Origin of the sequence: Rhodococcus sp. 05-340-2 (genome assembly GCF_002258915.1) — a bacterium.
In the GTDB taxonomy this organism is placed as follows: Bacteria; Actinomycetota; Actinomycetes; order Mycobacteriales; family Mycobacteriaceae; genus Rhodococcoides.
In genome coordinates, this window is the sequence record NZ_NOYU01000034.1 from 107325 (window position 1) to 130488 (window position 23164).

The following is a 23164-nucleotide window of genomic DNA, read 5'->3' on the forward strand; positions in this document are numbered from 1 at the left end:
TACGCTCATCCGGTGAGACGACGCCAGCAACCGCCCCTGGCGAAGCGACACGGTCTCGATCCCGCGCGAATACGGATGCCCGAGGACGGCACCTGGCTCACCGTCCGCGAGTTTCTGACAGCGACCGAGTTCCGGATTCCTCCACACCGGATCGACGCCATGTTCGACGCCGACGAGATCGTCGACATGGCCGGTCCCATACCCTTCGACGCTCCATACGTTCCCGGCGAGGCAGTCTGGTTCCACCGCGATCTCCCGTCGGAAACCGTTGTGCCGTTCGATATCTCGATCGTGTACCGGGACGACGCGTTGCTGGTGATCGACAAGCCGCACTTTCTGCCGACCATCCCCCGCGGCGGACATATTCTGCAGACCGCACTCGTGCGATTGCGACTCGAACTCGACCTGCCGCAACTGGTGCCCGCTCACCGACTCGATCGCGTCACCGCAGGCCTGGTCCTGTTCGTCATCGACCCGACACTGCGCGGCGCGTATCAGACACTCTTCCAGGATCGGCAGGTGCGCAAGGAGTACGAGGCGGTCGCACTGCATGACCCCACGCTGACCTTGCCCACCGTCGTTCGCAGCCGAATCGTCTCGGAGAAGGGGCAATTCACCGCCCACCAGGTCGACGGAGAACCCAACGCGCACACCACCGTCGAACTCCTGGAGCATCGAGACGGGCTCGGTCGCTACCGACTGACACCGTTGACCGGCCGCACCCATCAACTGCGACTGCACATGAATTCACTCGGTGTACCCATCCTCGGGGACGACCTCTACCCGACGGCTACCGGCCGAGCCGTCGACGATTTCACGAATCCACTCCAATTACTGTCCAGTGCAATCGAATTCACGGATCCGATCTCGAAAGCAGTGCGACGCTTCGAGACCGGATTGAGCTTGGAGCGGTGGACTGAGGGCGCGCGACGGTCAGGGCCGCTCTGATCTGTCGGGTTTTGCCGAGTGACTGACTCGTTTGGCTTCGAGCAGTCGAGCATCCGCACGAGCCAGAAGCGAGTCCATGGTGTCGCCGCGCGAACTCACTGCCGAACCCGAAGACCACGCGCTGGAGGTGAGCGACTGAAGACGCTCCACCAGACTCTGGGCACTCTCCTCATCGATTCCGGGCAGGACGAGGGCGAACTCATCGCCTCCAATGCGCGCGACCACATCGGACGCACGAAGGCCGCGTCGAACTTCGGTGACGAATCGAGCCAGCACGCGGTCGCCGGCGTGGTGCCCGTACTCATCGTTCACTCGCTTGAAGCGGTCCAGGTCGATCATCACCAATGCCAGAGGTGCACCGGACTTCTCTGCCCACCGTAGGTACTGACTTCCGTTGCGCTCGAACCCGATCCGGTTCACAGCCCCGGTCAATGAGTCCGTCTCGACCTGCCGTTGCAAGCGGCGGTAGAGATAGCTCGCAGATTCGAGACAGAACAGCGACGCGAGCATCAGATTGAGCCAGGTGACTGTCAGCGATCCGCTGGGGCTGAGCGCAACGCCGACGCCGGATGCCGCAATCGCCACTCCTACAACCGACCTGGCGACCAGACGACGGAAGAACCATCCGAGATAGCAGGCGAGCAACGGATAGAAAACCAGGTTGTTGATCGCGACGATCCCTTGGGTCGATGTGGCCATCTGGACCGATGTGACCCCGATGAACAAAGCGCAGCCCAGCAAGGCGATGCTCCGCGGAAACCTCTCACCCATCGCCGCCGGGATCAGAACCACAACTACGGCGACGGCCGTCCAGAGCCATGTCCACAACCGACCGAGAGCGCCAGGATCGGAGGTGACGGCGTCGAGCACGCCACTGACGGCCACGACCGCGGAGGCAAGCGAGGTGACGTTCGCAAACGGTGGATTCGTCCACAACCGTGTCTTCAAGTGCAGTAACGGTCGACTGCGGCGCGTCCTCATGGCGACAATTGTGAGCGCAGAACGAGGCCACGGTCGACCGGGGCGGTGTCGACGCCTCTCCGCGGCACCCCGAGCGAACAAAACCCGGCCCACCCTTGCGGGCGGACCGGGTTCGAACGACGAACATGTGGCGGAAGCGGAGGGATTTGAACCCCCGGACGCTTTTACACGTCTCTCGCTTTCAAGGCGAGTGCATTGGGCCGCTCTGCCACGCTTCCGTGTGCGATCTTAAACGGCCGGGCCGCCCGAGGCCCAATCGCCCCTCATCGTCCAGCCCTCATCGTCGCGGTGTCGAGCCGGACGCGTCCATCGCGGCGTCGACCTTCTCGAAGATGTCGCCCAGCACCTCGAGTTCGTGGGGCGAGAGGATGTCGACGAGGTGTTGACGGACGCCGCGGACGTGGGTGGGTGCCGCCTCCGCCAATCGCCGACGGCCCTCGTCGGTGATCACCGCGAGCACGCCTCTGCCGTCGTTGACGCAGGTACTGCGAGACACCATGTCCTGGAGTTCCATTCGCCTGATCTGATGCGTCAGGCGACTTCTGGAGGACAGGACACCGTCGGCCAGCTCACTCATTCTGATGGAGCCGTCGACCGATTCCGACAACATCACCAGGATGCGGTATTCGGCCATCGACAGATCGTGGCGATCCTGCAGATCCTTGTTCAATACCCCCATCAATCGTTGCCCGCCGTCCATATAGGCGCGCCATGCTTTCATTTCCGCAGTGTCGAGCCACTGCGGGTCCCCCCCGGGACCAATGGCTAATTCGGCCGTCACGCGTGTCATCTTAGGCAGGAAATCTACCCACGAGTAGGTTGACGCGGTTCGAGGCCCTGTTCGGTACAGCGCCCTAAGGTCGAAGAATGACCGATCCCAACATCGACCCGCCGTACGTTGCCGCCGCCGACCGCTACGAGTCCATGCTCTTCCGCCGAGTGGGCTCACGTGGCCCCCGACTTCCGGCGGTGTCGCTGGGACTGTGGCACAACTTCGGTGACGACGTACCGCTGATGAACCAGCGCGCGATCCTGCGTCGCGCATTCGATCTGGGTATCACGCACTTCGATCTGGCCAACAATTACGGCCCGCCGTACGGCAGTGCGGAGAAGAACTTCGGCCGCATCTTCTCGGAGGATTTCGCCGGATATCGCGATGAGCTGATCATTTCGAGCAAAGCCGGCTGGGACATGTGGCCCGGCCCCTACGGCTTCGGTGGCTCTCGCAAGTACCTGCTGTCCTCGCTCGAGCAATCGTTGACCCGGATGCGACTCGACCACGTCGACATCTTCTACAGCCACCGGCCCGACCACGACACCCCGATCGAAGAGACTGCGGGCGCACTGATCAGCGCTGTGCAGCAGGGCAAAGCCCTGTACGCGGGCATCAGCTCGTACAAGCCCGAGGGCACGCAGAAGATGGCGGAGCTGCTCGCCGACGCGGGTGTTCCCCTGTTGATCCATCAGCCGAGTTATTCGATGGTCAATCGCTGGATCGAGCCCGAATTGCTCGGCACCCTCGATGCGGTCGGCGCGGGCGTCATCGCCTTCTCACCTCTGGCGCAGGGCATGCTCACCGACAAGTACCTCGACGGCGTCCCGTCGAATTCGCGCGCAGCGCAGGGTAAATCACTGAATCCGGACTGGCTCACCGATGACCACATCGGGCATCTCCGGGCGTTGAACGACATCGCCGCCACTCGCGGCCAATCCCTCGCGCAACTCGCCCTGAGCTGGGCCCTGCGCGACCCGCGCGTGACCTCGGTACTGATCGGCGCATCGAGCGTCGAACAGCTGGAGAACAACGTGGCGGCATTGAAGAACCTGGACTTCACCGAGGCCGAACTCGCCGAGATCGACACGCATGCCGAGGACTTCGGGATCAATCTCTGGGACCTGTAGGAGTGCCTGCGGCAGTGGAGGCGCACTATGGAGACATGCGTGCCATCACACTCAGAGAATTCGGCGATCCCAACGTCATGGAATGGACCGAGGTCCCCGACCCACGTCCGAGCCGCGGGCAGGTGATCGTCGATGTTTCGGCTACCGCCGTCAACCGCGCCGATCTGATGCAGCGTCAGGGCAATTACCCGCCGCCTCCGGGTGCCAGTGACATCCTCGGTCTCGAGTGCTCGGGCATCATCTCCGAACTCGGCGAGGGTGTCAGCGGCTGGAACGTCGGAGACAGGGTCTGCGCTCTGCTGGCCGGCGGTGGCTACGCCGAGCAGGTCGCCGCACCCGCCACTCAGCTGTTTCCCATTCCTCGGGGCCTCGATCTTCATGTGGCAGCGGCACTTCCGGAAGTCGCCTCCACAGTGTGGTCCAACCTGGTGATGGATGCACACATGCGTTCGGGGCAGGTACTGCTCGTTCACGGCGGCGGCAGCGGAATCGGCACTCACGCAATCCAACTGGCCAAGCAGATGGGCGTGACCGTCGCCGTCACCGCCGGATCGAAGTACAAGCTGGACATGTGCGCCGATCTCGGAGCCGACATCCTCATCGACTACAAGAACCAGGACTTCGTCACCGAGATCCGTTCACAGACACAGGATCACGGAGCAGACCTGATTCTGGACAACATGGGAGCGAAGTACCTCGACCGCAACCTCGACGCATTGGCCATGGACGGCACCGTCGTGACCATCGGTATGCAAGGCGGCGTGAAGGGCGAGCTGAACTTCGGAAAACTCCTCGCCAAGCGTGGCTCGGTACATGCAGCCGGGTTGCGTGGCCGACCCGAAACCGGGCCGTCGAGCAAAGCGAACATCGTCGCAGACATGACCGCGCATCTATGGCCGATGATCTCCGAAGGCCGCGTCACCGCCGTCGTGCACGCCGAGATCCCGATAACCGAAGCAGCGCAAGGGCATCGAATGCTAGATGAGGCCGAGACCATCGGGAAAGTGATCCTGCGAATCCAGTAGCGCGCAGGTCGGCGGTCGTGAGCGGGCGGCTACGCCGCTCTAGAGGGCGAGCGCGGTGAGCGCTTTGACGAGCTGATCGATTTCGTAGCGGGTGGTGTACGGAGCCAGACCGATGGTGACGGCACCACCCTCGTCGTTGACGCCCAAGGCGTCGAGCAACCGACTGCCACCGTGGACTCCGCTGACACTGCCGATTCTGGCCTGCGCGAGTTGCTCGGACACCTTCACCGCAGGCATGCCCTCGACAGTGAAGCTCAGGGTGGGAATGCGCGTCGGTGCGTTGCCCAGCACCATGACGTGGTCCAGAGAATCGAGCGCCTTCATCAGGTAATCGAAAAGACCGTCGTGGTAGTGCTGCAACGATCCGATCGACAGTTCGAGGCGCTCGCGACGCGTCCCGGCCGCTGCGTCGTCCAGATTTGCCAGGTAGTCGATGGACGAGACCACGCCCGCCAACAACGCGTACTGATGGGCGCTGACCTCGAGCCTCTCGGGTCCCTTGGCCGACGGGTTCAACGACATCGACGGCAGCTGTTCCAGGAGCGTCGGGTCGCGGAAGATCAGCGCACCGACCGACGGCCCACCCCACGCGGCCGTGTCGATCGCGACGATGTCGGCCCCGAGTTCCTTGATGTCGACGTGGGCGTACGGGGCAGCTCCGGCCGCGTCGACCACGATCAGGCCACCGACCTCGTGCACCAAGTCCGCCGCGACCCGAACATCGGGCGCACTACCGACGATCGGCGACGCCGCGGTGACCGCAACGAGCCGAGTGGTGGAGGTGATCAGGTCGTCGAACTGCCACGTGGGCAACTCGCACGTATCGATCTCGACCTCGGCCCATCGCACGTGCGCGCCCGAGCGGCTGGCGACCCGCAGCCACGGTGCAACGTTCGCTTCCTCGTCCAGACGCGAGAGCACCAAGCCGGTTCCCAACCCCAGCCGCGAGCTCATCGAATCCGCGAGCCAGGACAGCAACGTCGCGCGGTCCGGACCGATGACCACGCCGGACGGGTAGGCACCGACCAGGTCGGCGATCGCGACGCGAGCAGATTCCAGCAGAGCTGCACTGCGCTTGGCCGAGGTGTTGCCGGCCGAATGATTGGAGGCACTGTGCCGAAATGCGGTGGACACAGCGGTCGACACACGGTCCGGGATCAGCATGCCCAGCTGAGGGTCGAGATGAATCCACCCGTCACCGAGCGAGGGGATGGAACCTCTCACTCGTGCGACGTCGTAACCCATGCCGGACACTCTAAGCGCCGACCGGTGAAGCATGTGTTCCACGTCCTGTTTCCCCAGGGAACGGTTGCCCACCTCGCACGCTCGATCCTCCCGGCCTCCACTGTTCCCGACGACCGAACCAGGATAATCGCCCCGGACGATCGCGCAACGGCGAGCGACGCGTAAAGATGGATATATGACTCAATCCGAGCCGAACAGCGCATCCGAGGACCATGTCGTTGTGATCGGCCCCAATGGAGAACCACTCGCCCTGAGCCGCGAGGAAGCGACGGCCGCTGCGGCTCGCGCCGCCGGATCCTCCGCGAACGACGGATCGGACGATGGCTCGGGCCTGTCGGAGATGGTCGAGCAGCCCGCGAAGGTGATGCGCATCGGCACGATGATCAAGCAACTTCTCGAGGAGGTGCGCGCCGCACCGCTCGACGACGCGAGCCGGACGCGGCTCAAGGAAATCCACAAGTCGTCCATCCACGAACTCGAACAGGGCCTCGCACCGGAACTACGCGACGAACTCGAGCGCCTGGTACTGCCCTTCGGCGACGACGTGGTCCCCACCGACGCGGAACTGCGCATCGCGCAGGCTCAGCTCGTCGGCTGGCTCGAAGGCCTCTTCCACGGCATCCAGACGGCCCTGTTCGCTCAGCAGATGGCCGCGCGGGCTCAACTCGAACAGATGCGGCAGGGTGCGTTGCCGCCCGGTGTGATGGGCGCTCCGGGTGGCGGCCAGGGTGGCGGGGGCCACGGCGGCGGCGGTACCGGCCAGTATCTGTAGCAAGCTCGGAATGAGCGCAGTCTCCGAAGAGAGGTAGTGTCGACCGTCGTGTCGGCACCAGCGAAGGATCCCGAGAGCGAGGCAGGAGATCACATGCCTGCTCCGGTTTCGGACTCACAGACTTATCGGCGCGCTTTGGGAGACCTGAGAACCGGTTTCAGCCAGCGCGAACTGTGGCTGCATCTCGGCTGGCAGGACATCAAGCAGCGGTATCGCCGGTCGGTGATCGGTCCGTTCTGGATCACCATCGCCACCGGTGTGCAGGCAATCGCCATGGGGCTGCTGTATTCGGTGCTGCTCAACATCGATCTGCGCGAGTTCCTGCCGCACGTCACCGTCGGTCTGATCATCTGGAACCTCATCAGTGCCGCGATTCTCGAAGGCGGCGACGTCTTCGTCGCCAACGAGGGACTGATCAAACAGCTGCCGAGCGCGTTGAGTGTGCACGTCTATCGCCTGGTGTGGCGCCAGCTGTTGCTGCTCGGCCACAACATGCTGATCTACGTGATCATCATCGCGATCTTCTGGCCGCCCGGCGGGCTGCACTGGACCGTGATCTTCGCGATCCCCGCACTGGTTCTGATCCTGCTGAACGCGGTGTGGGTATCCATCCTGTTCGGCATCATCGCCACCCGCTACCGCGACATCGCCCCGATCCTGGGCAGCTTCGTCACGCTGATGTTCTTCATGACGCCGATCGTGTGGACCACCTCGGGCCTGCAGTCCATGGGCGGCGAGGCCGCGAACCGCGCCAAGCTCGTCGAGATCAACCCGCTCTTCCATTACCTCGACATCATCCGGGCCCCATTGATCGGCGAGGATCAGCAGGCGTACCACTGGTACATCGTGCTCGGCTTCACCGTCGTCGGATGGGCGCTGGCCATCGTCGCACTCAAGAAGTACCGGGCCCGCGTGCCCTACTGGGTTTAGGGGTATTCGAGTTGTCCATCAGCATCAGCACCCACGACGCGTGCGTCGACTTCCCGATCTTCGACGCCAAGACGCGGTCACTGAAGAAGGCGTTCCTCGGCAAGGCCGGCGGGGCCATCGACCGCAACTCCTCCGACGTCGTCGTCGTGGAAGCTCTCAAGAACATCACGATGAACCTCAAGGACGGCGATCGCGTCGGACTGGTGGGACACAACGGTGCGGGCAAGTCGACGCTGCTGCGTCTGCTCTCGGGCATCTACGAGCCGACGCGGGGCAGCGCCACCATCCGCGGCCGCGTCGCGCCGGTGTTCGATCTGGGCGTCGGTATGGACCCGGAGATCTCGGGCTACGAGAACATCATCATCCGCGGCCTGTTCCTCGGGCAGACCCGCAAGCAGATGCTCGCGAAGATGGACGAGATCGCCGACTTCACCGAACTCGGCGACTACCTCGACATGCCGCTGCGTACCTACTCGACGGGCATGCGCGTGCGCGTCGCGATGGGCGTGGTCACCAGCATCGACCCGGAGATCCTGCTGCTCGACGAGGGCATCGGAGCCGTCGACGCGGAATTCATGAAGAAGGCTCGGCTTCGCCTGCAGGAGTTGGTGAAGCGATCGGGAATTCTGGTGTTCGCCAGCCACTCCAACGAATTCCTGGCTCAGCTGTGCGACACCGCGATGTGGATCGATCACGGTCAGGTGCGGCAGCAGGGCGGGATCGAGGACGTGGTGCGCGCATACGAGGGCAACGACGCGGGAGACCACGTCGCGCAGATCCTGAAGGAAATCGAGCGAGACGATGCCGCCGGTGCCTGATCGGATCATCGGGGTCATCGTCACGCACAGACGGCGTGAGTTGTTGGCTCTCTCGCTCGACGTCATCGGCGCACAGACGCGTCCGCTCGATCATCTGGTCGTCGTCGACAATGCCGACGAGCCGGCCGTACGCGAACTGGTGGAATCGATCGACCTGCCGACGACGTATCTCGGCTCGCAGCACAATCTGGGCGGCGCAGGCGGGTTTGCCCTCGGAATTCTGTATGCGCTCTCGCTCGGTGCGGATTGGGTGTTCCTCGCCGACGACGACGGCCGCCCCGAGGGCCCGAAGGTACTCGAGACTCTCTACGACTGCGCCCTCACCCACGGATTGGACGAGGTCTCCCCCGTCGTCTGCGACATCGCCGACCCGGACCGGCTGGCCTTTCCGCTACGTCGCGGCGTCGAGTGGCGTCGGCTGCGGTCGGAATTGATCGACCCCGAGAATCCCGATGACGACCTACTCGAAGGCATTGCGTCGCTGTTCAACGGAGCACTGTTCAAGGCGTCGACGATCGACGCGGTGGGCGTGCCGGATCTGCGGCTGTTCGTCCGCGGCGACGAGGTGGAAGTACACCGCCGATTGCAGCGCTCGGGACTGAAGTTCGGCACCTGCCTCACCGCGGCCTACGTCCACCCCAACGGGGCCGAGGAGTTCAAGCCGATCCTCGGTGGCCGGATGCACACGCAGTACCCGGACGACGCGACCAAGCGCTACTTCACGTACCGCAATCGCGGCTACCTGATGTCGCAGCCCGGCATGCGAAAGCTGCTGCCGCAGGAGTGGATTCGCTTCACCTGGTTCTTCCTGATCACCACCCGCAACCCGAAGGGTCTGGCCGAGTGGTTCCGGTTGCGCGGGCTGGGGCGTCGGGAACACTTCCGCCGACCCTGACGCTGCCTCCAAGGGGTGCGCGCACCCACTTGATACCGCTACCGTGTGCGCATGACGGAACCTCGGAAGCTCACCGATCGCATCAAGATCTCGGCACGGGAGAAGCTTCAACGAGCGATCGGTGAGGTTCTGGCTCAGCAGACCGCCCAGCTCGCCGAGCAGACCAACGATCAGCAGGCCAAGTTGCTCGACGTCCTCGAACGCCAACGCCGGGAGATCGACGATCTGCACGCGTTCATCCGCGGCCTCGAGATGCGGATGCGTCGAGACATCCCGTATGCGTCCGACGTCGAAGCAGCCGCCCAGAGCGCCGAATTCGCCGAAGAGATGATGCCGCAGGCCCCGACGTTCCTGCGGCCCCACGCCACGCTGCGATTCGCGCTCGGCGAGGTCTCCATTCGCGGCATGGCCCTCGAATTCGGAGTCGCCAGCGGCACGACGCTCGAGATCATCGCCGAGGAATTGAGCTCACGCAAGGACATCACCGTCGTCGCCGGATTCGACGTGTTCTCCGGCCTTCCCGAGACGTGGCGCACCGGGTTTCCGAAAGGACTGTTCGAGCAGGAGAGCATCCCCGAAGTGCCGGGCGCACAGATTGTGCCGGGATTGTTCGAGGACTCGCTGCCGGGCTTCTTGAAGGGTCACCACGAGAAGTTGGCGTTCCTGCATCTGGATGCCGACCTGTACTCGTCGACGGTCACCGTGCTGGATCTGGTGGCCGACCGACTCGCGGTGGGCACCGTCATCGTGTTCGACGAGTACTTCAACTTCCCCGGCTGGCGCAACCACGAGTACCGGGCGTGGACGGAATTCGTCGCACGCACCGGTACCGAGTTCGACTACCTGGGTTACACCGCCGACAACGAGCAGGTCGTCGTGCGCATTCGCACAGCGCCCGTCGTCGGCTCGAAATAGCTACTGGCCGTACAGGCGAGCCCAGTTCTCTCGGCTCGTCAATTTCGGCACGGCGGCACGGTACGAGGCAGCAACCGTCGGCGTCTCGGTGCGCAAACGCTTGAGTGCGGTCACCCCGCGCTTGAGCAGCTCGGACGCATGCGCCTTGTTGCGCTTGCGAACTCGCACACCTTCCTGCGAGCGATCGGTGACGATCGCGTGCGAGAACAGCGAGACGTGCCACCAGTGCGCGTCGTCCGCGGAGATGGCAACAGGACCGGGATTCACCGTGCCGCGCCACTGGTTGAGCACGCGCTTGGCCAGGACGGCGAATTCCATGCTCTTCTTCGGCGGTGGGCCCGCAGGAGTGATGAACATATCCGCCGGACGCACTCCGGGAACGTCGTTCGCGTTGTGGCGCTTGGTTTCTCCGTATGCGGCACGTTCACGCCGGATGGAACCGGCAGCGTCCATTCCGCCGTCGAGCAGATGATCGGGGCCGGCCAGGAAGTCCTCGACGGCCTTGATCAGCGTGTACGCCATGCCGTACTGCATCGACACCAGGTACCGCAGCAGATCGGTGAACAGCTGCTTGGCGAGCGCGCGCCCGTCGAGTTCGATGTGCAGGGCCGCGGTGATCATGCCGTTGCGCAGGTTGAAGTAGCGGTGCCACTCGTCCCAGTCCTTCCACGCGAAGTCGGCATGCCACACCGCTGCGCCCGGAAGCGTCACGGTAGCGAATCCGTTTGCACGAGAACGGTATCCGTACTCGATGTCGTCCCACTGGAAGAACAGTGGCAGCGGGTAGCCGACCTGCCCGACGATCTCGGACGGGATGAGGCACGACCACCACCCGTTGTAGCCGGCGTCGACGCGGACGTCCTGCTGCCGCTTGCGTTTGAACGCACTCTTGTCCGAGATCGCGTTCTTGACGTGCACTCCGGCTTCGAGCTTCTGCAGGTTGGCCACCTCGGCACCGACATGCACACGATCGGGGTGCAGCAGGTACAGCATCTGCGCGCCGATGATCGCCGGCTCGACGGTCATGTTGGCGAACGAGTTCATGCGCACGATCGCCTCGGGCTCGCACAGCACGTCGTCGTCCATGAAGATCACGTTGGCCGGATCGCCGCCCTTGCCCTGCACCTCGTAGAGGCCACGGGTGAACCCGCCTGCCCCGCCGAGGTTGGGCTGAGTGATGTAGACGAGCTTGTCACCGAGCTCGGCCGCGACGCGCTGGAACTTCTCGCGCGTCTGCACCTGATCGGTGCCCTGATCGACGACGTAGACGTTGTCGACCCCGAGCAGGGCGATGGGATCGTCGGCCATGGCAGCGACGGTGTTGGCACAGTCGTCGGCGCGGTTGAACGTGCAGATCACCACCGAGGTGGGACGCAGCTTCTCCGGCGCGGCGACGGTCCATTCCGCGTCCTGCACCGACAACTCACTCGACGTGGTGGTGAAGCGGACGTACAGCGCGCCGCCGTCGAGGAACTGCGTCGTGGCGACGGGAACGGCCAATTGAGTCGACGCGTTCGCGGAATCGACCGTTGTACTGGCCATCGTGCGCTCGTGACCCTTGTAGTCCGTGGCCACCAGATCGATCCGACCCGCACCGGCGACGGTCGCCCGGAACACCACCTCGGTGACGGTGGTCCACCGCTGCCAGTAGCTGGCCGGGAACCGTCCGAAGTAGCTGTTGGTGTGCAGCACGCTGCGCTTGGCGATACGAACGCCCGTGCGGGTGCGCTCGGCATTACCCTTGCCGACCGAGCTGTACATATCGGCACTGACCAGGGGCGACGGACCGTCGAACAGCAGTCTCTGAACTGTCAGTTCGGGCTCACCGTCACCGCCGGCAACAGCCGACACATCCGATGCGGAGCCGAGACGATCGAGAGCAGTGCCGTCCATACCGAGAAGTACCCCATCCGGTTCGAGTAATGACAGTTCGAGCGATGAACATGTGCGGCCGTGTCGACAAGAAGACCACTGACCATGGTTGCACAGCCCCCGACCGATCCGTCAGACGCACGCCGCGCCGAGTTCTGTCGTCCGAGTCGAACGGCGACGGAAGGGTGGCCGATTTCGCCAGGTCAAAGCCCGAAGGACCCATTCGAGCGGTCCATAGCGGAAGTGCGACAACCAGATACGGCTCAGTACGGACTGCACGGTGATCACGACGAGTGCGATGCCGAGCGCGGGGTACACCGACTCGGCCTCGAACAATCCGAACCCCCAGGCAGCGGCCAGTACGACGAACGACGCGGATACGTAGTTCGTCAGGGACATCTTGCCGAGTGGATCGAACACGGCTCGCAGCCCAGCGCGGATCGGGGCCCACTGCCACGTGACCGCAAGGATGCCGATGTATGCCAGCGCCATGGCCAGACCGGCTCGAGCACCGGGAAGAGAGAAGCGCGGATCACCGGCGCCCGCAGAGATGTAGGACATCATCAGCGGTATCGCGGCCACGCCCGCCACGCAGGTCAGCACCAACCCCGGCACCACGGACTTCTCCATCATCGCCGGTACTCCCAGCTGTGCAGCGCCCGCCCCCACGAGCAGCAAACCCGGCAACGAGTCGAACCCACCACCGAAGAAACCGAAGCTCGCGACGGTCAAGGCACAGCCCACGACCACGTTGACGAGGGCCGGTGCCCACACGATCAACGGCATCACAATCAGTCCGACGATCGCATATGCGCGGAGAATGTCACCTCCGTACGCCAGCGAGTGCACCACCCCGATCAGTCCCAGTCCGAGCATTCGGAACATCAGCGGCTGCCACGCACCCACACCGCGTCGACGGGCACCGTCGGCGATCAGATACATCGACACCCCGAACAACAGGGTGAAGATCGGAACGAACCGGGATTGCACCGTGTAGTCGAGCAAGCCCCCGCCTGCTGTTTCGGCGGAGATCTCGGTGATGTCCAGGACGTTGACCAGCAAAATCCCGAACAGAGCGAACCCGCGAAGCGAGTCCATGAAGTGGTATCGAGTCATGATGAACAGTCTTCGGTCTCGGCGGTCGATCCACATCGGCCCAGCGGATGGTCTCGATCATCCGAGCGAATGATCGACGGTGACTCTCGCGACCGATGGAAACCTTGTCGACCGGCGACGACACCGCTCGTCCGCACGCCGCGGTTTCGGTTCTCGGCCACCTCGAGAGATACAGTCGAGTGTCTTTGCCCGAACTCACGGAGTTGACCCTTGACCCCCACGGATACCCCGATCGTGCGCGCCGCCCTGCCCGACAGCAGGAGAGAGCGCCTCGTGTGGGGAGCAGCGGTCGCTGCAGTCGTCGTCCTCGGTTATCTCCTGGTTCTCAGCGTCGATCCCCGCTTCTTCTACATCGACGACACCGAATCGGGTGCCGTACCCAACTGGCTTCAACTCGGACGCATCATGCGCGACGGGCATTTCCCCTCACTGGTGCTCGATCAGTGGATGGCGGGAAACTACCCGGTCGAGGGCCAGGGCGGCCTGTGGAACCCGGTGCAAATGGCGATCAACTACATCTCGCCGTCGATCGACAACCTGGTGCTGCTGGCCACGGTCGTCAAATTGGGCTTCTCGATCCTGTTGGCCTGGGGCGTCTTTCGCGTCGCTCTCGCCTACGGCGCGCGGGCCAACTGGGCTGCGGTCGCCGGTGCCAGCGCACCGTTCGTCGGCTTCACGCTGTTCTTCGAGAACACCTCGTGGGTGACCGCACTGATGGGCACCGCGTGGATCATGAACGCGTGGGCGAGCTCGGTGTCCTATGCCCGCGGTCGCAGCGGCCCGATCGTGCCGTTCGTCTTTCTCTACCTCGCCATCAGCGTCGGATACGTCCACGCCGCGGTGATGGCCGGAGTGATGATCGGATCCGTCGCCATCGGCGAACGACTGTTCCAGCGGCTGTGGCGTCCGGCACTGAAGGTGTGCGCGGTGGGCATCGCTGCCGCGGCCTGCGGAGCCGTCACATTCCTGCCCGGAGTGCTCACGTCCGCGGTCACCTGGCGTAGCGGCGACGAAGGCACGTTCAACGACAACTTCCTGACGGCACCGTGGTCGGAATCGCTCACCGCGAGCATCCCGACCGCCGTGACGAGTATCGAATCCTGGGCGGGCGAGACCACCGAGTCGCCGGTCACCTACATCGCCTGGTTCGTCGTCCCCGCGCTGGCGTTCATCGCCTGGCGTCGGGTGCCCGCGGCTCTGCGCGAGCTGGCTGCCCCGCTGATCATGCTGGCGTTCGCCCTGATCTTCACCGCAGGTCCCAGCGACATCGGGCCGATCCGCTGGCCCGCCCGCATTCTGCCGTTCGTCGCCCTCGTCGCACTGATTCTCGTGGTCACTCTGATCAGCCGGTACGGAACTCTGGACAAGCTGCGGCCACGGCTGCTCGCGGCCGGCCTGCTGACACTGGTACTGCTGCTGCGCGCTGGTTCGTCGGGACCGGAGTTCTTCGGTCGCCACATCCTCGCTGCCCTGGTGATCCTGCTCGTCGGCGCACTCGCGCTGCTACTGGCCCACCGGTTCTCCACCCGGGCCACGGCGGCACTGCTGCTCGTGACGATCGCACCGGTCGCGATGTACCAGGTGGCAACCTACGAACCACCCTTCGACAAGTGGTGGCTGCCCGCGTCCCAGTCCGAGGCCAAGGCCGAGTTCCCGCAGTGGCAGGGCGCGACCCTGCAACTCGGCAGCCGTGCCCTCACCGAAACCCAGGCCGACGGACCCGACGACCCCCGGCTTCCCTGGCACTCCCAGGTGTACGGCAACTCCGCCAAGATCATGGGCCTGGACTACGTCAACGCCTACACTCCCGTCGGCTATCTCGACTTCGCCAACCTGCTGTGCTTCGAGCACGAGGGATCGACCTGCACGGCCGCCTTCCAGCGAGTCTTCGAGATCGAGCCGTACACCGGCAAGACGTACGCCGATCTGATGCAACTCGATCGAATCGTGCTGCAGAAGAACCAGTATCCGCTCGCGAACTCCCGGCCCGCACCCGCAGGCTGGATGTGGGTGACCGCTCCCACGCCCGAGTCCGCTCGCCAGATCTACGTCCTCGAACGCGTCGACGGGTTGATTCCCGCGTCGTCGGGACGCGTCGTCGCGACCGTGAACGCCACGGCCGAACCCCGATCGTCCGACGCAGACTCGGAGCACGTCGACGTCAGCGCACCCAACGGCGGCAGCGTCGTGTTCTCGCGTCTGGCCTGGCCCGGCTACACCGCGACACTGAACGGCGAAGAGCTGCAGACGAAGGGACTGGCCGACATCTTCCTGTACGTCGACCTGCCACCCGGCACCGAGAACGCAGACCTGCAGATCACCTTCCGGCCGCCCGGCGAACGACTCGGACTGGCCGCGATGGCGGGCGGAGTGATCGTCCTGGTCGGGCTCGTGGTGCTCGATGTGCGACGACGCCGAAGCTCGAATTCTCCGGAGTTCGGCAGTACGACGTCCAGCAGATAAGGTCAGACCTCGTGATGTCCGACGACGCTGCTGCTGATCCGCACCGCATCTCCATCGTGGTTCCGGTCTATCAGGGCGAACGGACGCTCAGCGCGTTGATGGACGAGATCATCCCGTTGACCCAGGTGGTGCACACTCCACTCGGGCGTCCGATGGTCGTCGAAGAAGTTCTGCTCGTGTTCGATCACGGCCCCGACAACTCCGCTGCAGTGATCAGGCAGCTCACCGCAGCGCATACGTTCGTGCGTGGCGTGTGGCTGAGTCGCAATTTCGGTCAACATCCCGCCACCCTCGCCGGTATGGCATCGAGCGGCGGCGAGTGGATCGTCACGATGGACGAGGACGGCCAGCACGACCCAGCGGCCATCGGCGGCATGCTCGATACCGCCCTCGACCAGCAGTCCACCGTCGTCTACGCCAAGCCCACCAATGTCGCTCCCCACGGAATGTGGCGCAACGCAGCCTCCAAGGGCTCGAAGTGGCTGATCGCCAAGGCGCTGGCCGGGGACAACACCGTCGACTACCAGAGCTTCCGCCTGGTGCTCGGTGAAGTCGGTCGCTCCGTCGCCGCCTACGCCGGTTCCGAGGCGTACCTGGACATCGCACTCGGGTGGATCGCAGGCGACGTCACGACCAGCCCGGTGGCGTTGCGCGAAGAGGTGGACCGTCGATCGGGCTACCGACTGCGCACCTTGCTCTCGCACTTCTGGCGGATGGTGCTCTCGAGCGGCACCAAGGGCCTGCGGCTGGTCAGCTTCATCGGCATCGCCTTCGCGGTACTCGGCCTGATTCTGGTGGCGTACGTACTGGTGTCGTACTTCGTCTTCGATTCGGGTGCCGAGGTGCGAGGCTGGGCATCGACGATGGTGATCCTGTTGTTCGGCTTCGGGGCAACACTGTTCTCCCTCGGTGTGGTGGCCGAGTACGTGGGCGTGAACGTCAAGACGGCCATGGGCAAGCCGCCGTACCTGATCGTCACCGATCCCGGAAACGGCCCGCTCGGACGCACTGCGCCTGCCGTATCGACCGAATCGCCCGAAAAAACGCCGCCGTTGTGACCGCAACGCACACGTGGATCGTCGGCAGCGGCGGACTGCTCGGCGCTGCAGTGACCCGCGAGGCCGCTCGTCGTGGGCATCGGGTGCACACCAGCACCATCCCGTGGTCGGATACAGCGTCCGCCGAACAGGCTCTGCTGCAGCGCTGTTCGGACTTCTTCGACTCCTTCACCGACGGTACCTGGAACGTGATCTGGGCCGCGGGAGCGGGCGTGAACGGAACCAGCGCAGCACAATTCGCCGAAGAGAACGGCCTGATCCGCACCGTCCTGGCACGTATCGAGGCTGTCGCCGCCGACCGCGCGGGCACCGGAACCGTGTTCCTCGCCTCGTCCGCCGGAGGCGTCTACGCCGGCGCGACGGGAGCCCCGCATCACGAGGGAACGAACCCGGTTCCGTTGGGCGACTATGGCTTCGCCAAGCTGCAGTCCGAGGCCATCGCGACCGAGTTCGGTGCACGCACCGGCATCAACGTGGCCATCGGCCGGTTCGCGAACCTCTACGGGCCGGGTCAGAACCTCGCGAAACCGCAGGGCCTCATCTCGCACCTGTGCCGCGGATACCTCATGGCCTCCCCCGTCTCCATCTACGTCCCCATGGACACGTTGCGCGACTACCTCTACGTGTCCGACGCGGCCGAGATGGTCGCCGACACCCTCGCCATGTCGGCCACGCAACGACTCTCGCCGACGATCAAGATCTTCGCCTCCGGTGAGGCCGTCACCATCGGCTCGATACTCGGAGCGTGCCGGACGGTGTTCCGCCGTCGACCGAACGTGGTGCTGGCGGCGTCCCCACTCGCAGTGTTCCAGGGTCGCGATCTACGGCTGCGGTCGACGGTCTGGCCACAGATCGATCGCCGAACGCACCGAACATTGCCCGCCGGCATCGCGTCGACCCTGTTCGCGACGCGTCAAGCATTGGGGGTCGGTCGATGACCGAACCACAGACTCCCGCTCCCCCGGCCGGCATGAACGGCGCGCCCGGGCCGCTGATGCGCATCGTCAAGAATCAGAAGATCGCGTTCCTGCTCGTCGGCGGCGTCAACACCGCATTGGGTACCGCGTGGTTCATCCTGTGGCAGTTGCTGATCGGCGAGCAGTACGGATACCACGCCGCGATCGTGCTCGGCTATCTCTGCAACGTGCTGTGCGCGTTTGCGATGTACCGCTATCTGGTGTTCCGCGTGCGGGGTCACTTCCTACGTGATCTGCTGCGCTTCTTCGTCGTGAATTTCGGCGCGTTCGTCGCCAACATCTCCCTGATGACGATCGCCGTGTCCGTCTTCCACTTCCCGCCCATCCCTTCACAATTGGTCGTCACAGCCGTGATGGCAGTCGTCAGCTTCTTCGGCTACCGCGACTTCTCGTTCCGCAGAAAGAGCCAGGCCCCCACATCATGACCCCCCGTGTTTCCGTAGTCGTCCCGGCATACAACAACGCCGAGTACCTGGCCGAGACCATCGATTCGATTCTCGCCCAGACGTTCACGGACTTCGAACTGGTCATCGCCGATCATTCGTCGACCGACGGAACCCTCGCCGTCGCGCAGAAGTTCGACGACCCGCGGATCCGCCTCCTGACCACCCCGGCCGGCGGCGGGGCGCAAGCCAACTGGAACCGCGTCACCGAGGAAGCCACCGGCGAGCTGATCAAGCTCGTCTGTGGTGACGACACCATCGCCCCCACCGCGTTGGCCACCCAGGTGCAGGCTTTCGACGACAGCCCGTCCGCCGTTCTGGTCGCCTCGCAGCGGACTCTGATCGACGCCTACGGCAAGACGGTCATCGCCGCCCGCGGGCTCGGCGGACTGCACGGAACGGTCTCGGGTCGAGTCGCCGCCAGAACCGCAGTTCGGGCCGGTGCCAACATCTTCGGCGAACCCGGCGGCGTCATGATGAAGCTGTCGGAACTCCGCGAGATCGGACTGTGGGACAACAGCCATCCCTACCTGATCGACCAGGCCACCTTCATCGCGGTCGCGCTACGCGGCGACATCGTGGCAATTCCGCAGCCCCTGGCCTCGTTCCGCATCAACTCGGGACAGTGGAGCGTGGAACTGGCGACACAGCAGGCGCGTCAGGCTGCGGACTTCCACCGCTCACTGCAGGCAAGTGACCCGACGTTGTTGTCCGACAGCGACGTTCGCATCGGCAACGCCAAGGCTCTGCTGACGTCGTTCATGCGTCGTGCGGTGTACCTGCTGCTGCGGCACCGGATGTCGCGCAGCAGCTAGTATCGCGCGGCGGCCTCGAGGCCCCGCAGCCTGTCCGACGGTGATCGACGCGGACAGCTGGTGCACTTGTCCGCCCCGCTCGTCTCGTAGAGGAGGCAGCACGAGCTACGGCGTGTGAAGCGTCGTCCACCGACGTCGACGAAACGCGGCGCGGGAAGTGTTGCAGCCATCTCCCCGATCAGCCATTCTGCGAAGTCGCTGCCGAGTGACCGATCACCCAGCGCAGCACCGACATCCAAGCTTCGGTTGGCGATCGAATCCGAGGCGATCGCCCACAACGCTTGCCTGCTTACCCCCGAGGCCGCCGACAACGCGTCGACGATGCCGGTGAACGTCTCGTTCACTGCCGCGGGCAATGCCGCGACCTCGAGAACGCTGTCCGACACCGTTCCACCCAGATATCCGTCCGAACGCAGGAAGCAGCGCGAGCCGTCCAGCCGTGGATCTGCTGCCTCACCCGTGACCATCGCGGTGGCGATGGCAAGGAACGCGATCGTCGAGCTGGCCGAATACCACCACAGCGTTCCGTTGATCCGCGCGTCGGTGCACTGCCACCGGCGGCCGGTATCGTCGACCCGCGCCCGCAGCCAGTCGTCGTCGAGCATGACCGTCGCACAGAGATCGAACGGCCCGTCGATGTACTGCTGCAGACCCGGGACTCGTTCTGCCGCAAGCACGTAGGCGTTCATGCCAGCCCGTGAATGTCGATGGTGGGTGGCGGTCCTGTTCGGACGGTCGCGCGAATGCCGAACACGTCGGCAAGCAACCGATCGTCGAGAACATCGGTGGTCGGTCCCGACGCCACCACGGCCCCGCCGTCGAGCACGGCGAGACTGTGGCAGTACTCCACCGCCAGCCGCAGATCGTGGACGGTCACGACGATGGCCAGCCCGTCCGCGGCGAGGTCGCGAATCGCGTTCATCACGATCAGTTGCTGCCGTAGGTCGAGGTGGTTGGTCGGCTCGTCGAGCAAGAGGGTCTGCGGTTGCTGCGCCAGGGCGCGCGCGATGGACACCCGCTGCCTCTCACCGCCGGACAGTGCACCGACGTCGCGGCCGTCCAAGGTGAGCAGGTCGACGCGGTCCATACACGCGGTGACGATGTCGTCGTCGGACGAGGTGGGGCGGTCGAACCAGCCGCGGTGCGGCACGCGGCCGAGCGCTACGGATTCACGAACGGTCAGACCGACCGATGCCTGCGGCTCCTGGGTCCCGACCCCGATCGTCCGCGACAGCTCCGATCGCTTCATGGTGTGCGCATCGACGCCATCGACGAGAACCGTTCCCGCAGAGGGAGTCAGAGCTCGGTAACAACACCGCAGTGCTGTCGTCTTCCCGGACCCGTTCGGCCCGACGAGACCGAGCACCTCGCCGGGCGCAACGTCGAAGTTCACCCCGTGCAGCACCTCTCGCGACCCGAGTCGCGAGGACAACTCCCGCACGGACAGTCTCATCGGATCTCCCGTGCGTAGCGGCGATACAGCATGAACACGAAGATCGGTGCGCCGACGAGCGCGGTGATCACTCCTACCGGGACCTCGGTGCTCTGTGTGATCGATCGTGCGAGCGTGTCGGCACCGACGAGGGCTATCGCACCGAACAACGCCGCCACGGGCAGCAGCCTGACGGCGCGGGTGCCGACGACGTATCCGGCGAGGTGCGGCACCAGCAGACCGACGAATCCGATTCCGCCACTGACCGATACCGCTGCACCCGCCAGCAGGGAGATGGCCAGCAGTTGCATCATCCGGAACCGACGTACGTTCATACCCAGCGCGGCCGCGCCGTCGTCACCTGTTTTGAGCAGGTCTATCCTGGGCGCGCTCATCATCACGAGTATTCCTACGCAGAGCAACGCCAGCACGGGGAACACGAGCGTCGACCAGCGGGCGTCACCGAAACCACCTGCAAGCCAATGCATTACACCGCTCAAGCTTCGTTCGTCCGCGAACACGAGCAGCGTCAAGGTGATGAGAGCGGTGAACACGCTGCCCACTGCGACACCGACGAGGACGATCGCCATCGACTGTGGGTAGCGACCGCCGATCGCGAGCGCCAGGAACAGCGGGATCAACGCACCGACGAACGCAGCCGCAGGCACGGTGAACGCGCCGAGTGCACCCGCGCCGATACCGAGCGTCATCACCATCACGACTCCGAAACCTGCACCCGAGGACACGCCGAGCAGGTATGGATCGGCGAGCGGGTTTCGCGTGACCGCCTGCGCCACACCGCCGGCGAGTGCGAGGGACGCACCGACCACCGCGGCGGTCAACGACCGCGGGAGCCGCGAATCGACGACGATCGCCGCACGCGCCTCGGTCCACCACGACTCGAACACGCCTGGCGCGAGACGGTGCGCGACTATGGCCCACACGTCGCCGATGGGTATGCGCACCGACCCGAACGAGACGGCCGCCGCAATGGATGCGAGCAACGCTGCCGACGAGAGGAGCAGGATCACGGAGTAGCCGGTGCGCGACGATCGCGTGCTCCGAACCGGGGCCGCGGCGGGCCTGTCCAGCACTGCGCTCATCAGAAGCGATCGGGATGCAGCGAGCGCGCGATCGTCTCGGCGCTTCCGACGAGCCGTGGACTCTGGAAGAAGTCGTCGAGCGGAACGACCACGAAATTGTCCTGCTGCACTGCCGGCGTCGTCGCCATGATCGGCTGACTCTTCAAGAAGTCGATCTTGTCCTCCGCGGACGTATCGCCGTAATCGAGGACCACGATGGCCTCGGGGGCCCGTTCGCCGACGAGTTCCCACGTCGTACCCAAGTACGGCCGGTCCCCCTCGGGAAAGATGTTCTCGGCCCCGGCGTGATCGGCGATCAGTTGCCCGACGCCCACACTCCCGATCGTCGTGGGCTCGTTCTCGCCCGAATCGTAGAAGAACGTGGGTGTGGGGGCGACGCCTGCCAGCGCGTCGTCGATCTCGGCAAGCCCGCTGACCACGCCGTCGGTGACGTCCCGCGCAGCGTCGGCCACGCCCAGAATGTCGCCCAGTTGCGCGTAGTCCGTCTCCAACATGCCGATATCGGCAAGACCTGCGCCGCAGTACTCGGAGAACAGGAACGTCGGGATGTCGAGCTCTGCGAACGACGCGCGCGAGCGCCCTTCCTTGTCGTCGAACGCGCTGCGCATGCCGCCCACGACGAGATCCGGCTCGAGATCGAGAATTTGCTCCTTGGTCGGATACTCGTCGGCGAGTCCCTGTATCGACGCGAACTTTTCGGCGGTCTCCGGCGTCGGAACGGCATTGCGATACCCCATTCCGACGATCCGATCCGCCACGCCCATCTCGATGAGGACCTCTGTGACGTGGTCGTTCATCGAAACGATGCGCTGAGGCGGGGATTCGAAGCGCTGGAGGGTTTCGCAGTTGGTCACCTCCACGGGCTGATCGAACGACGCTGTCTGCGCAGCCTCGGTCGGGGAGTCACCGCGGGAGCAACCCGCGAGAAGGACGGCCGCGGCGAGAACGGCGATGCGGGCGGAGCGTGACATGAGGACCTCACTGGAGCTCAGAGCCACGAAATGAGAGTCGGGTGCGCAGCACGAAGCGGCCACGCGCAGGACTGCCGATTCGTAGACCACGACGAATAGGTGTGTCGCACACCGGTCGCTGGGTAATCGGGCTCGCCACCTGTATCAGTGGCCCACCGTTGCGGGTCAGCGCCGGATTTCGACCGGCTTCCCCCATTGCGACTGGCTTGCTTGTGTTCGCCACGCAGTATGCACCACAGTGCAGATCCCGCGTGACCGTGCCTCCGCGTCGGTTACGGCAGGACGGACTCCTTCGCCGCGTAGACCGCCTCGGTGGCGTCTTTCTGCGGTCGCCACCACTGCTCGTTCTCGCGGTACCAGTCGACGGTTGCCTTCAGTCCGGCACGGAAGTCGACATACGTTGGTGTCCAACCCAATTCGGTACGCAGTTTGGTCGAGTCGATGGCGTAGCGGAGGTCGTGGCCGGGCCGGTCGGTGACGAAA

General features: G+C 64.7%; 22 protein-coding genes, 1 tRNA gene, 1 pseudogene and 1 riboswitch. Of the genes and pseudogenes, 13 read left to right on the forward strand and 11 right to left on the reverse strand.

What is annotated here, in order from left to right:
- The first annotated feature begins 12 nt into the window (after positions 1 to 12).
- On the forward strand, positions 13 to 948 hold the full coding sequence (locus CH271_RS21290) for a pseudouridine synthase (RefSeq protein WP_179274842.1): 936 nt from the start codon (positions 13 to 15) through the stop codon (positions 946 to 948).
- On the opposite strand, the gene CH271_RS21295 is transcribed toward CH271_RS21290, so the two are convergent.
- The 3 genes from CH271_RS21295 to CH271_RS21305 all read right to left on the reverse strand — a co-directional run bounded on the left by CH271_RS21295 (position 934) and on the right by CH271_RS21305 (position 2719).
- Positions 934 to 1896 (reverse strand): GGDEF domain-containing protein, encoded by a 963-nt coding sequence (locus CH271_RS21295; RefSeq protein ID WP_052047306.1) that lies wholly within the window; start codon positions 1894 to 1896, stop codon positions 934 to 936. The two genes, CH271_RS21290 and CH271_RS21295, sit on opposite strands and share 15 nt — an antisense overlap.
- A 161-nt stretch (positions 1897 to 2057) precedes the next feature.
- Positions 2058 to 2147 (reverse strand) — tRNA-Ser (locus CH271_RS21300).
- A 59-nt stretch (positions 2148 to 2206) separates the two neighbouring features.
- Positions 2207 to 2719: a MarR family winged helix-turn-helix transcriptional regulator gene (locus CH271_RS21305; RefSeq protein WP_373453606.1), complete on the reverse strand. Its 513-nt coding sequence runs from the start codon at positions 2717 to 2719 to the stop codon at positions 2207 to 2209.
- 77 nt (positions 2720 to 2796) lie between these two features.
- Here CH271_RS21305 and mgrA point away from each other — a divergent pair, with 77 nt between their 5' ends.
- Both mgrA and CH271_RS21315 read left to right on the forward strand, forming a co-directional pair.
- The gene (mgrA, locus tag CH271_RS21310) at positions 2797 to 3831 is read left to right on the forward strand and encodes an L-glyceraldehyde 3-phosphate reductase (RefSeq protein ID WP_094634718.1); all 1035 of its coding nucleotides are present in this window, start codon (positions 2797 to 2799) and stop codon (positions 3829 to 3831) included.
- Positions 3832 to 3866: 35 nt separating this feature from the next.
- Positions 3867 to 4856, forward strand: coding sequence for an NAD(P)H-quinone oxidoreductase (locus CH271_RS21315; RefSeq protein WP_094634736.1), 990 nt, complete (start codon positions 3867 to 3869; stop codon positions 4854 to 4856).
- A 39-nt stretch (positions 4857 to 4895) separates the two neighbouring features.
- On the opposite strand, the gene CH271_RS21320 is transcribed toward CH271_RS21315, so the two are convergent.
- The gene (locus CH271_RS21320; RefSeq protein WP_094634719.1) at positions 4896 to 6101 is read right to left on the reverse strand and encodes a cysteine desulfurase-like protein; all 1206 of its coding nucleotides are present in this window, start codon (positions 6099 to 6101) and stop codon (positions 4896 to 4898) included.
- A gap of 175 nt (positions 6102 to 6276) precedes the next feature.
- On the opposite strand from CH271_RS21320, the gene CH271_RS21325 reads away from it, so the two are divergent.
- The 5 genes from CH271_RS21325 to CH271_RS21345 are packed head-to-tail and all read left to right on the forward strand — an operon-like array spanning position 6277 to position 10431.
- Entirely contained in the window at positions 6277 to 6873 is a 597-nt protein-coding gene (locus tag CH271_RS21325) for a bacterial proteasome activator family protein (protein ID WP_037187254.1), read from the forward strand.
- Between the two features lie 48 nt (positions 6874 to 6921).
- Entirely contained in the window at positions 6922 to 7803 is an 882-nt protein-coding gene (gene wzm / locus CH271_RS21330) for a galactan export ABC transporter permease subunit Wzm/RfbD (RefSeq protein ID WP_094634737.1), read from the forward strand.
- A gap of 11 nt (positions 7804 to 7814) precedes the next feature.
- Complete coding sequence (gene wzt / locus CH271_RS21335; RefSeq protein WP_094634720.1) at positions 7815 to 8621, forward strand: galactan export ABC transporter ATP-binding subunit Wzt/RfbE; 807 nt, start codon at positions 7815 to 7817, stop codon at positions 8619 to 8621.
- Positions 8605 to 9516, forward strand: a complete 912-nt coding sequence (glfT1, locus tag CH271_RS21340; RefSeq protein ID WP_094634721.1) for a galactofuranosyltransferase GlfT1 — start codon at positions 8605 to 8607, stop codon at positions 9514 to 9516. The genes wzt and glfT1 overlap by 17 nt, the downstream gene beginning before the upstream one ends.
- 51 nt (positions 9517 to 9567) lie before the next feature.
- Complete coding sequence (locus tag CH271_RS21345; protein WP_094634722.1) at positions 9568 to 10431, forward strand: TylF/MycF/NovP-related O-methyltransferase; 864 nt, start codon at positions 9568 to 9570, stop codon at positions 10429 to 10431.
- Here the strand turns inward: CH271_RS21345 and CH271_RS21350 are convergent, their stop codons facing one another.
- The gene (locus CH271_RS21350) at positions 10432 to 12324 is read right to left on the reverse strand and encodes a glycosyltransferase (RefSeq protein ID WP_094634723.1); all 1893 of its coding nucleotides are present in this window, start codon (positions 12322 to 12324) and stop codon (positions 10432 to 10434) included. It abuts the gene before it with no gap.
- Positions 12325 to 12435: 111 nt separating this feature from the next.
- Entirely contained in the window at positions 12436 to 13419 is a 984-nt protein-coding gene (locus CH271_RS21355; RefSeq protein ID WP_179274843.1) for a DUF418 domain-containing protein, read from the reverse strand.
- A 210-nt stretch (positions 13420 to 13629) separates the two neighbouring features.
- On the opposite strand from CH271_RS21355, the gene CH271_RS21360 reads away from it, so the two are divergent.
- Genes CH271_RS21360 through CH271_RS21380 form a run of 5 tightly spaced genes read left to right on the forward strand, consistent with a single transcriptional unit; the run spans position 13630 to position 19175 of the window.
- Positions 13630 to 15882 carry a hypothetical protein gene (locus CH271_RS21360; protein ID WP_256986483.1) on the forward strand — a complete coding sequence of 751 codons (2253 nt, stop codon included), beginning with the start codon at positions 13630 to 13632 and terminating at the stop codon, positions 15880 to 15882.
- 14 nt (positions 15883 to 15896) lie between these two features.
- Positions 15897 to 16940: a glycosyltransferase gene (locus CH271_RS21365; RefSeq protein ID WP_170945866.1), complete on the forward strand. Its 1044-nt coding sequence runs from the start codon at positions 15897 to 15899 to the stop codon at positions 16938 to 16940.
- Positions 16937 to 17878 (forward strand): NAD-dependent epimerase/dehydratase family protein, encoded by a 942-nt coding sequence (locus CH271_RS21370; protein ID WP_094634725.1) that lies wholly within the window; start codon positions 16937 to 16939, stop codon positions 17876 to 17878. The genes CH271_RS21365 and CH271_RS21370 overlap by 4 nt, the downstream gene beginning before the upstream one ends.
- A complete protein-coding gene (locus tag CH271_RS21375; RefSeq protein ID WP_068054828.1) occupies positions 17875 to 18342 on the forward strand; it encodes a GtrA family protein in 468 nt (155 codons plus the stop codon). The genes CH271_RS21370 and CH271_RS21375 overlap by 4 nt, the downstream gene beginning before the upstream one ends.
- A complete protein-coding gene (locus CH271_RS21380; RefSeq protein WP_094634726.1) occupies positions 18339 to 19175 on the forward strand; it encodes a glycosyltransferase family 2 protein in 837 nt (278 codons plus the stop codon). Before CH271_RS21375 ends, CH271_RS21380 begins: the two co-directional genes overlap by 4 nt.
- Here CH271_RS21380 and CH271_RS21385 read toward each other — a convergent pair.
- The 5 genes and pseudogenes from CH271_RS21385 to CH271_RS21405 all read right to left on the reverse strand — a co-directional run.
- Positions 19172 to 19864 carry a (2Fe-2S)-binding protein gene (locus CH271_RS21385; RefSeq protein WP_094634727.1) on the reverse strand — a complete coding sequence of 231 codons (693 nt, stop codon included), beginning with the start codon at positions 19862 to 19864 and terminating at the stop codon, positions 19172 to 19174. The genes CH271_RS21380 and CH271_RS21385 overlap by 4 nt on opposite strands.
- Entirely contained in the window at positions 19861 to 20628 is a 768-nt protein-coding gene (locus CH271_RS21390) for an ABC transporter ATP-binding protein (RefSeq protein ID WP_094634728.1), read from the reverse strand. Before CH271_RS21390 ends, CH271_RS21385 begins: the two co-directional genes overlap by 4 nt.
- Positions 20625 to 21710: a FecCD family ABC transporter permease gene (locus tag CH271_RS21395; protein ID WP_094634729.1), complete on the reverse strand. Its 1086-nt coding sequence runs from the start codon at positions 21708 to 21710 to the stop codon at positions 20625 to 20627. Before CH271_RS21395 ends, CH271_RS21390 begins: the two co-directional genes overlap by 4 nt.
- Positions 21710 to 22681, reverse strand: coding sequence for an ABC transporter substrate-binding protein (locus tag CH271_RS21400; RefSeq protein WP_094634739.1), 972 nt, complete (start codon positions 22679 to 22681; stop codon positions 21710 to 21712). The genes CH271_RS21395 and CH271_RS21400 overlap by 1 nt, the downstream gene beginning before the upstream one ends.
- Before the next feature lie 99 nt (positions 22682 to 22780).
- Positions 22781 to 22899: riboswitch (cobalamin riboswitch) on the reverse strand.
- A 54-nt stretch (positions 22900 to 22953) separates the two neighbouring features.
- Positions 22954 to 23164, reverse strand: a pseudogene (locus CH271_RS21405) (dTDP-glucose 4,6-dehydratase); the annotation flags it as partial.

What these genes read in the sequence shown, in the direction of transcription:
- CH271_RS21395 (WP_094634729.1), bottom strand. Translation starts at nt 21,710, where the DNA reads ATGAGCGCAGTGCTGGACAGGCCCGCCGCGGCCCCGGTTCGGAGCACG.
- mgrA (WP_094634718.1), top strand. Translation starts at nt 2,797, where the DNA reads ATGACCGATCCCAACATCGACCCGCCGTACGTTGCCGCCGCCGACCGC.
- CH271_RS21305 (WP_373453606.1), bottom strand. Translation starts at nt 2,719, where the DNA reads ATGACACGCGTGACGGCCGAATTAGCCATTGGTCCCGGGGGGGACCCG.
- CH271_RS21325 (WP_037187254.1), top strand. Translation starts at nt 6,277, where the DNA reads ATGACTCAATCCGAGCCGAACAGCGCATCCGAGGACCATGTCGTTGTG.
- CH271_RS21390 (WP_094634728.1), bottom strand. Translation starts at nt 20,628, where the DNA reads ATGAGACTGTCCGTGCGGGAGTTGTCCTCGCGACTCGGGTCGCGAGAG.
- CH271_RS21355 (WP_179274843.1), bottom strand. Translation starts at nt 13,419, where the DNA reads ATGACTCGATACCACTTCATGGACTCGCTTCGCGGGTTCGCTCTGTTC.
- glfT1 (WP_094634721.1), top strand. Translation starts at nt 8,605, where the DNA reads ATGCCGCCGGTGCCTGATCGGATCATCGGGGTCATCGTCACGCACAGA.
- CH271_RS21400 (WP_094634739.1), bottom strand. Translation starts at nt 22,681, where the DNA reads ATGTCACGCTCCGCCCGCATCGCCGTTCTCGCCGCGGCCGTCCTTCTC.
- CH271_RS21345 (WP_094634722.1), top strand. Translation starts at nt 9,568, where the DNA reads ATGACGGAACCTCGGAAGCTCACCGATCGCATCAAGATCTCGGCACGG.
- CH271_RS21365 (WP_170945866.1), top strand. Translation starts at nt 15,897, where the DNA reads ATGTCCGACGACGCTGCTGCTGATCCGCACCGCATCTCCATCGTGGTT.
- CH271_RS21320 (WP_094634719.1), bottom strand. Translation starts at nt 6,101, where the DNA reads ATGGGTTACGACGTCGCACGAGTGAGAGGTTCCATCCCCTCGCTCGGT.
- CH271_RS21380 (WP_094634726.1), top strand. Translation starts at nt 18,339, where the DNA reads ATGACCCCCCGTGTTTCCGTAGTCGTCCCGGCATACAACAACGCCGAG.
- CH271_RS21385 (WP_094634727.1), bottom strand. Translation starts at nt 19,864, where the DNA reads ATGAACGCCTACGTGCTTGCGGCAGAACGAGTCCCGGGTCTGCAGCAG.
- CH271_RS21375 (WP_068054828.1), top strand. Translation starts at nt 17,875, where the DNA reads ATGACCGAACCACAGACTCCCGCTCCCCCGGCCGGCATGAACGGCGCG.
- CH271_RS21315 (WP_094634736.1), top strand. Translation starts at nt 3,867, where the DNA reads ATGCGTGCCATCACACTCAGAGAATTCGGCGATCCCAACGTCATGGAA.
- CH271_RS21350 (WP_094634723.1), bottom strand. Translation starts at nt 12,324, where the DNA reads ATGGACGGCACTGCTCTCGATCGTCTCGGCTCCGCATCGGATGTGTCG.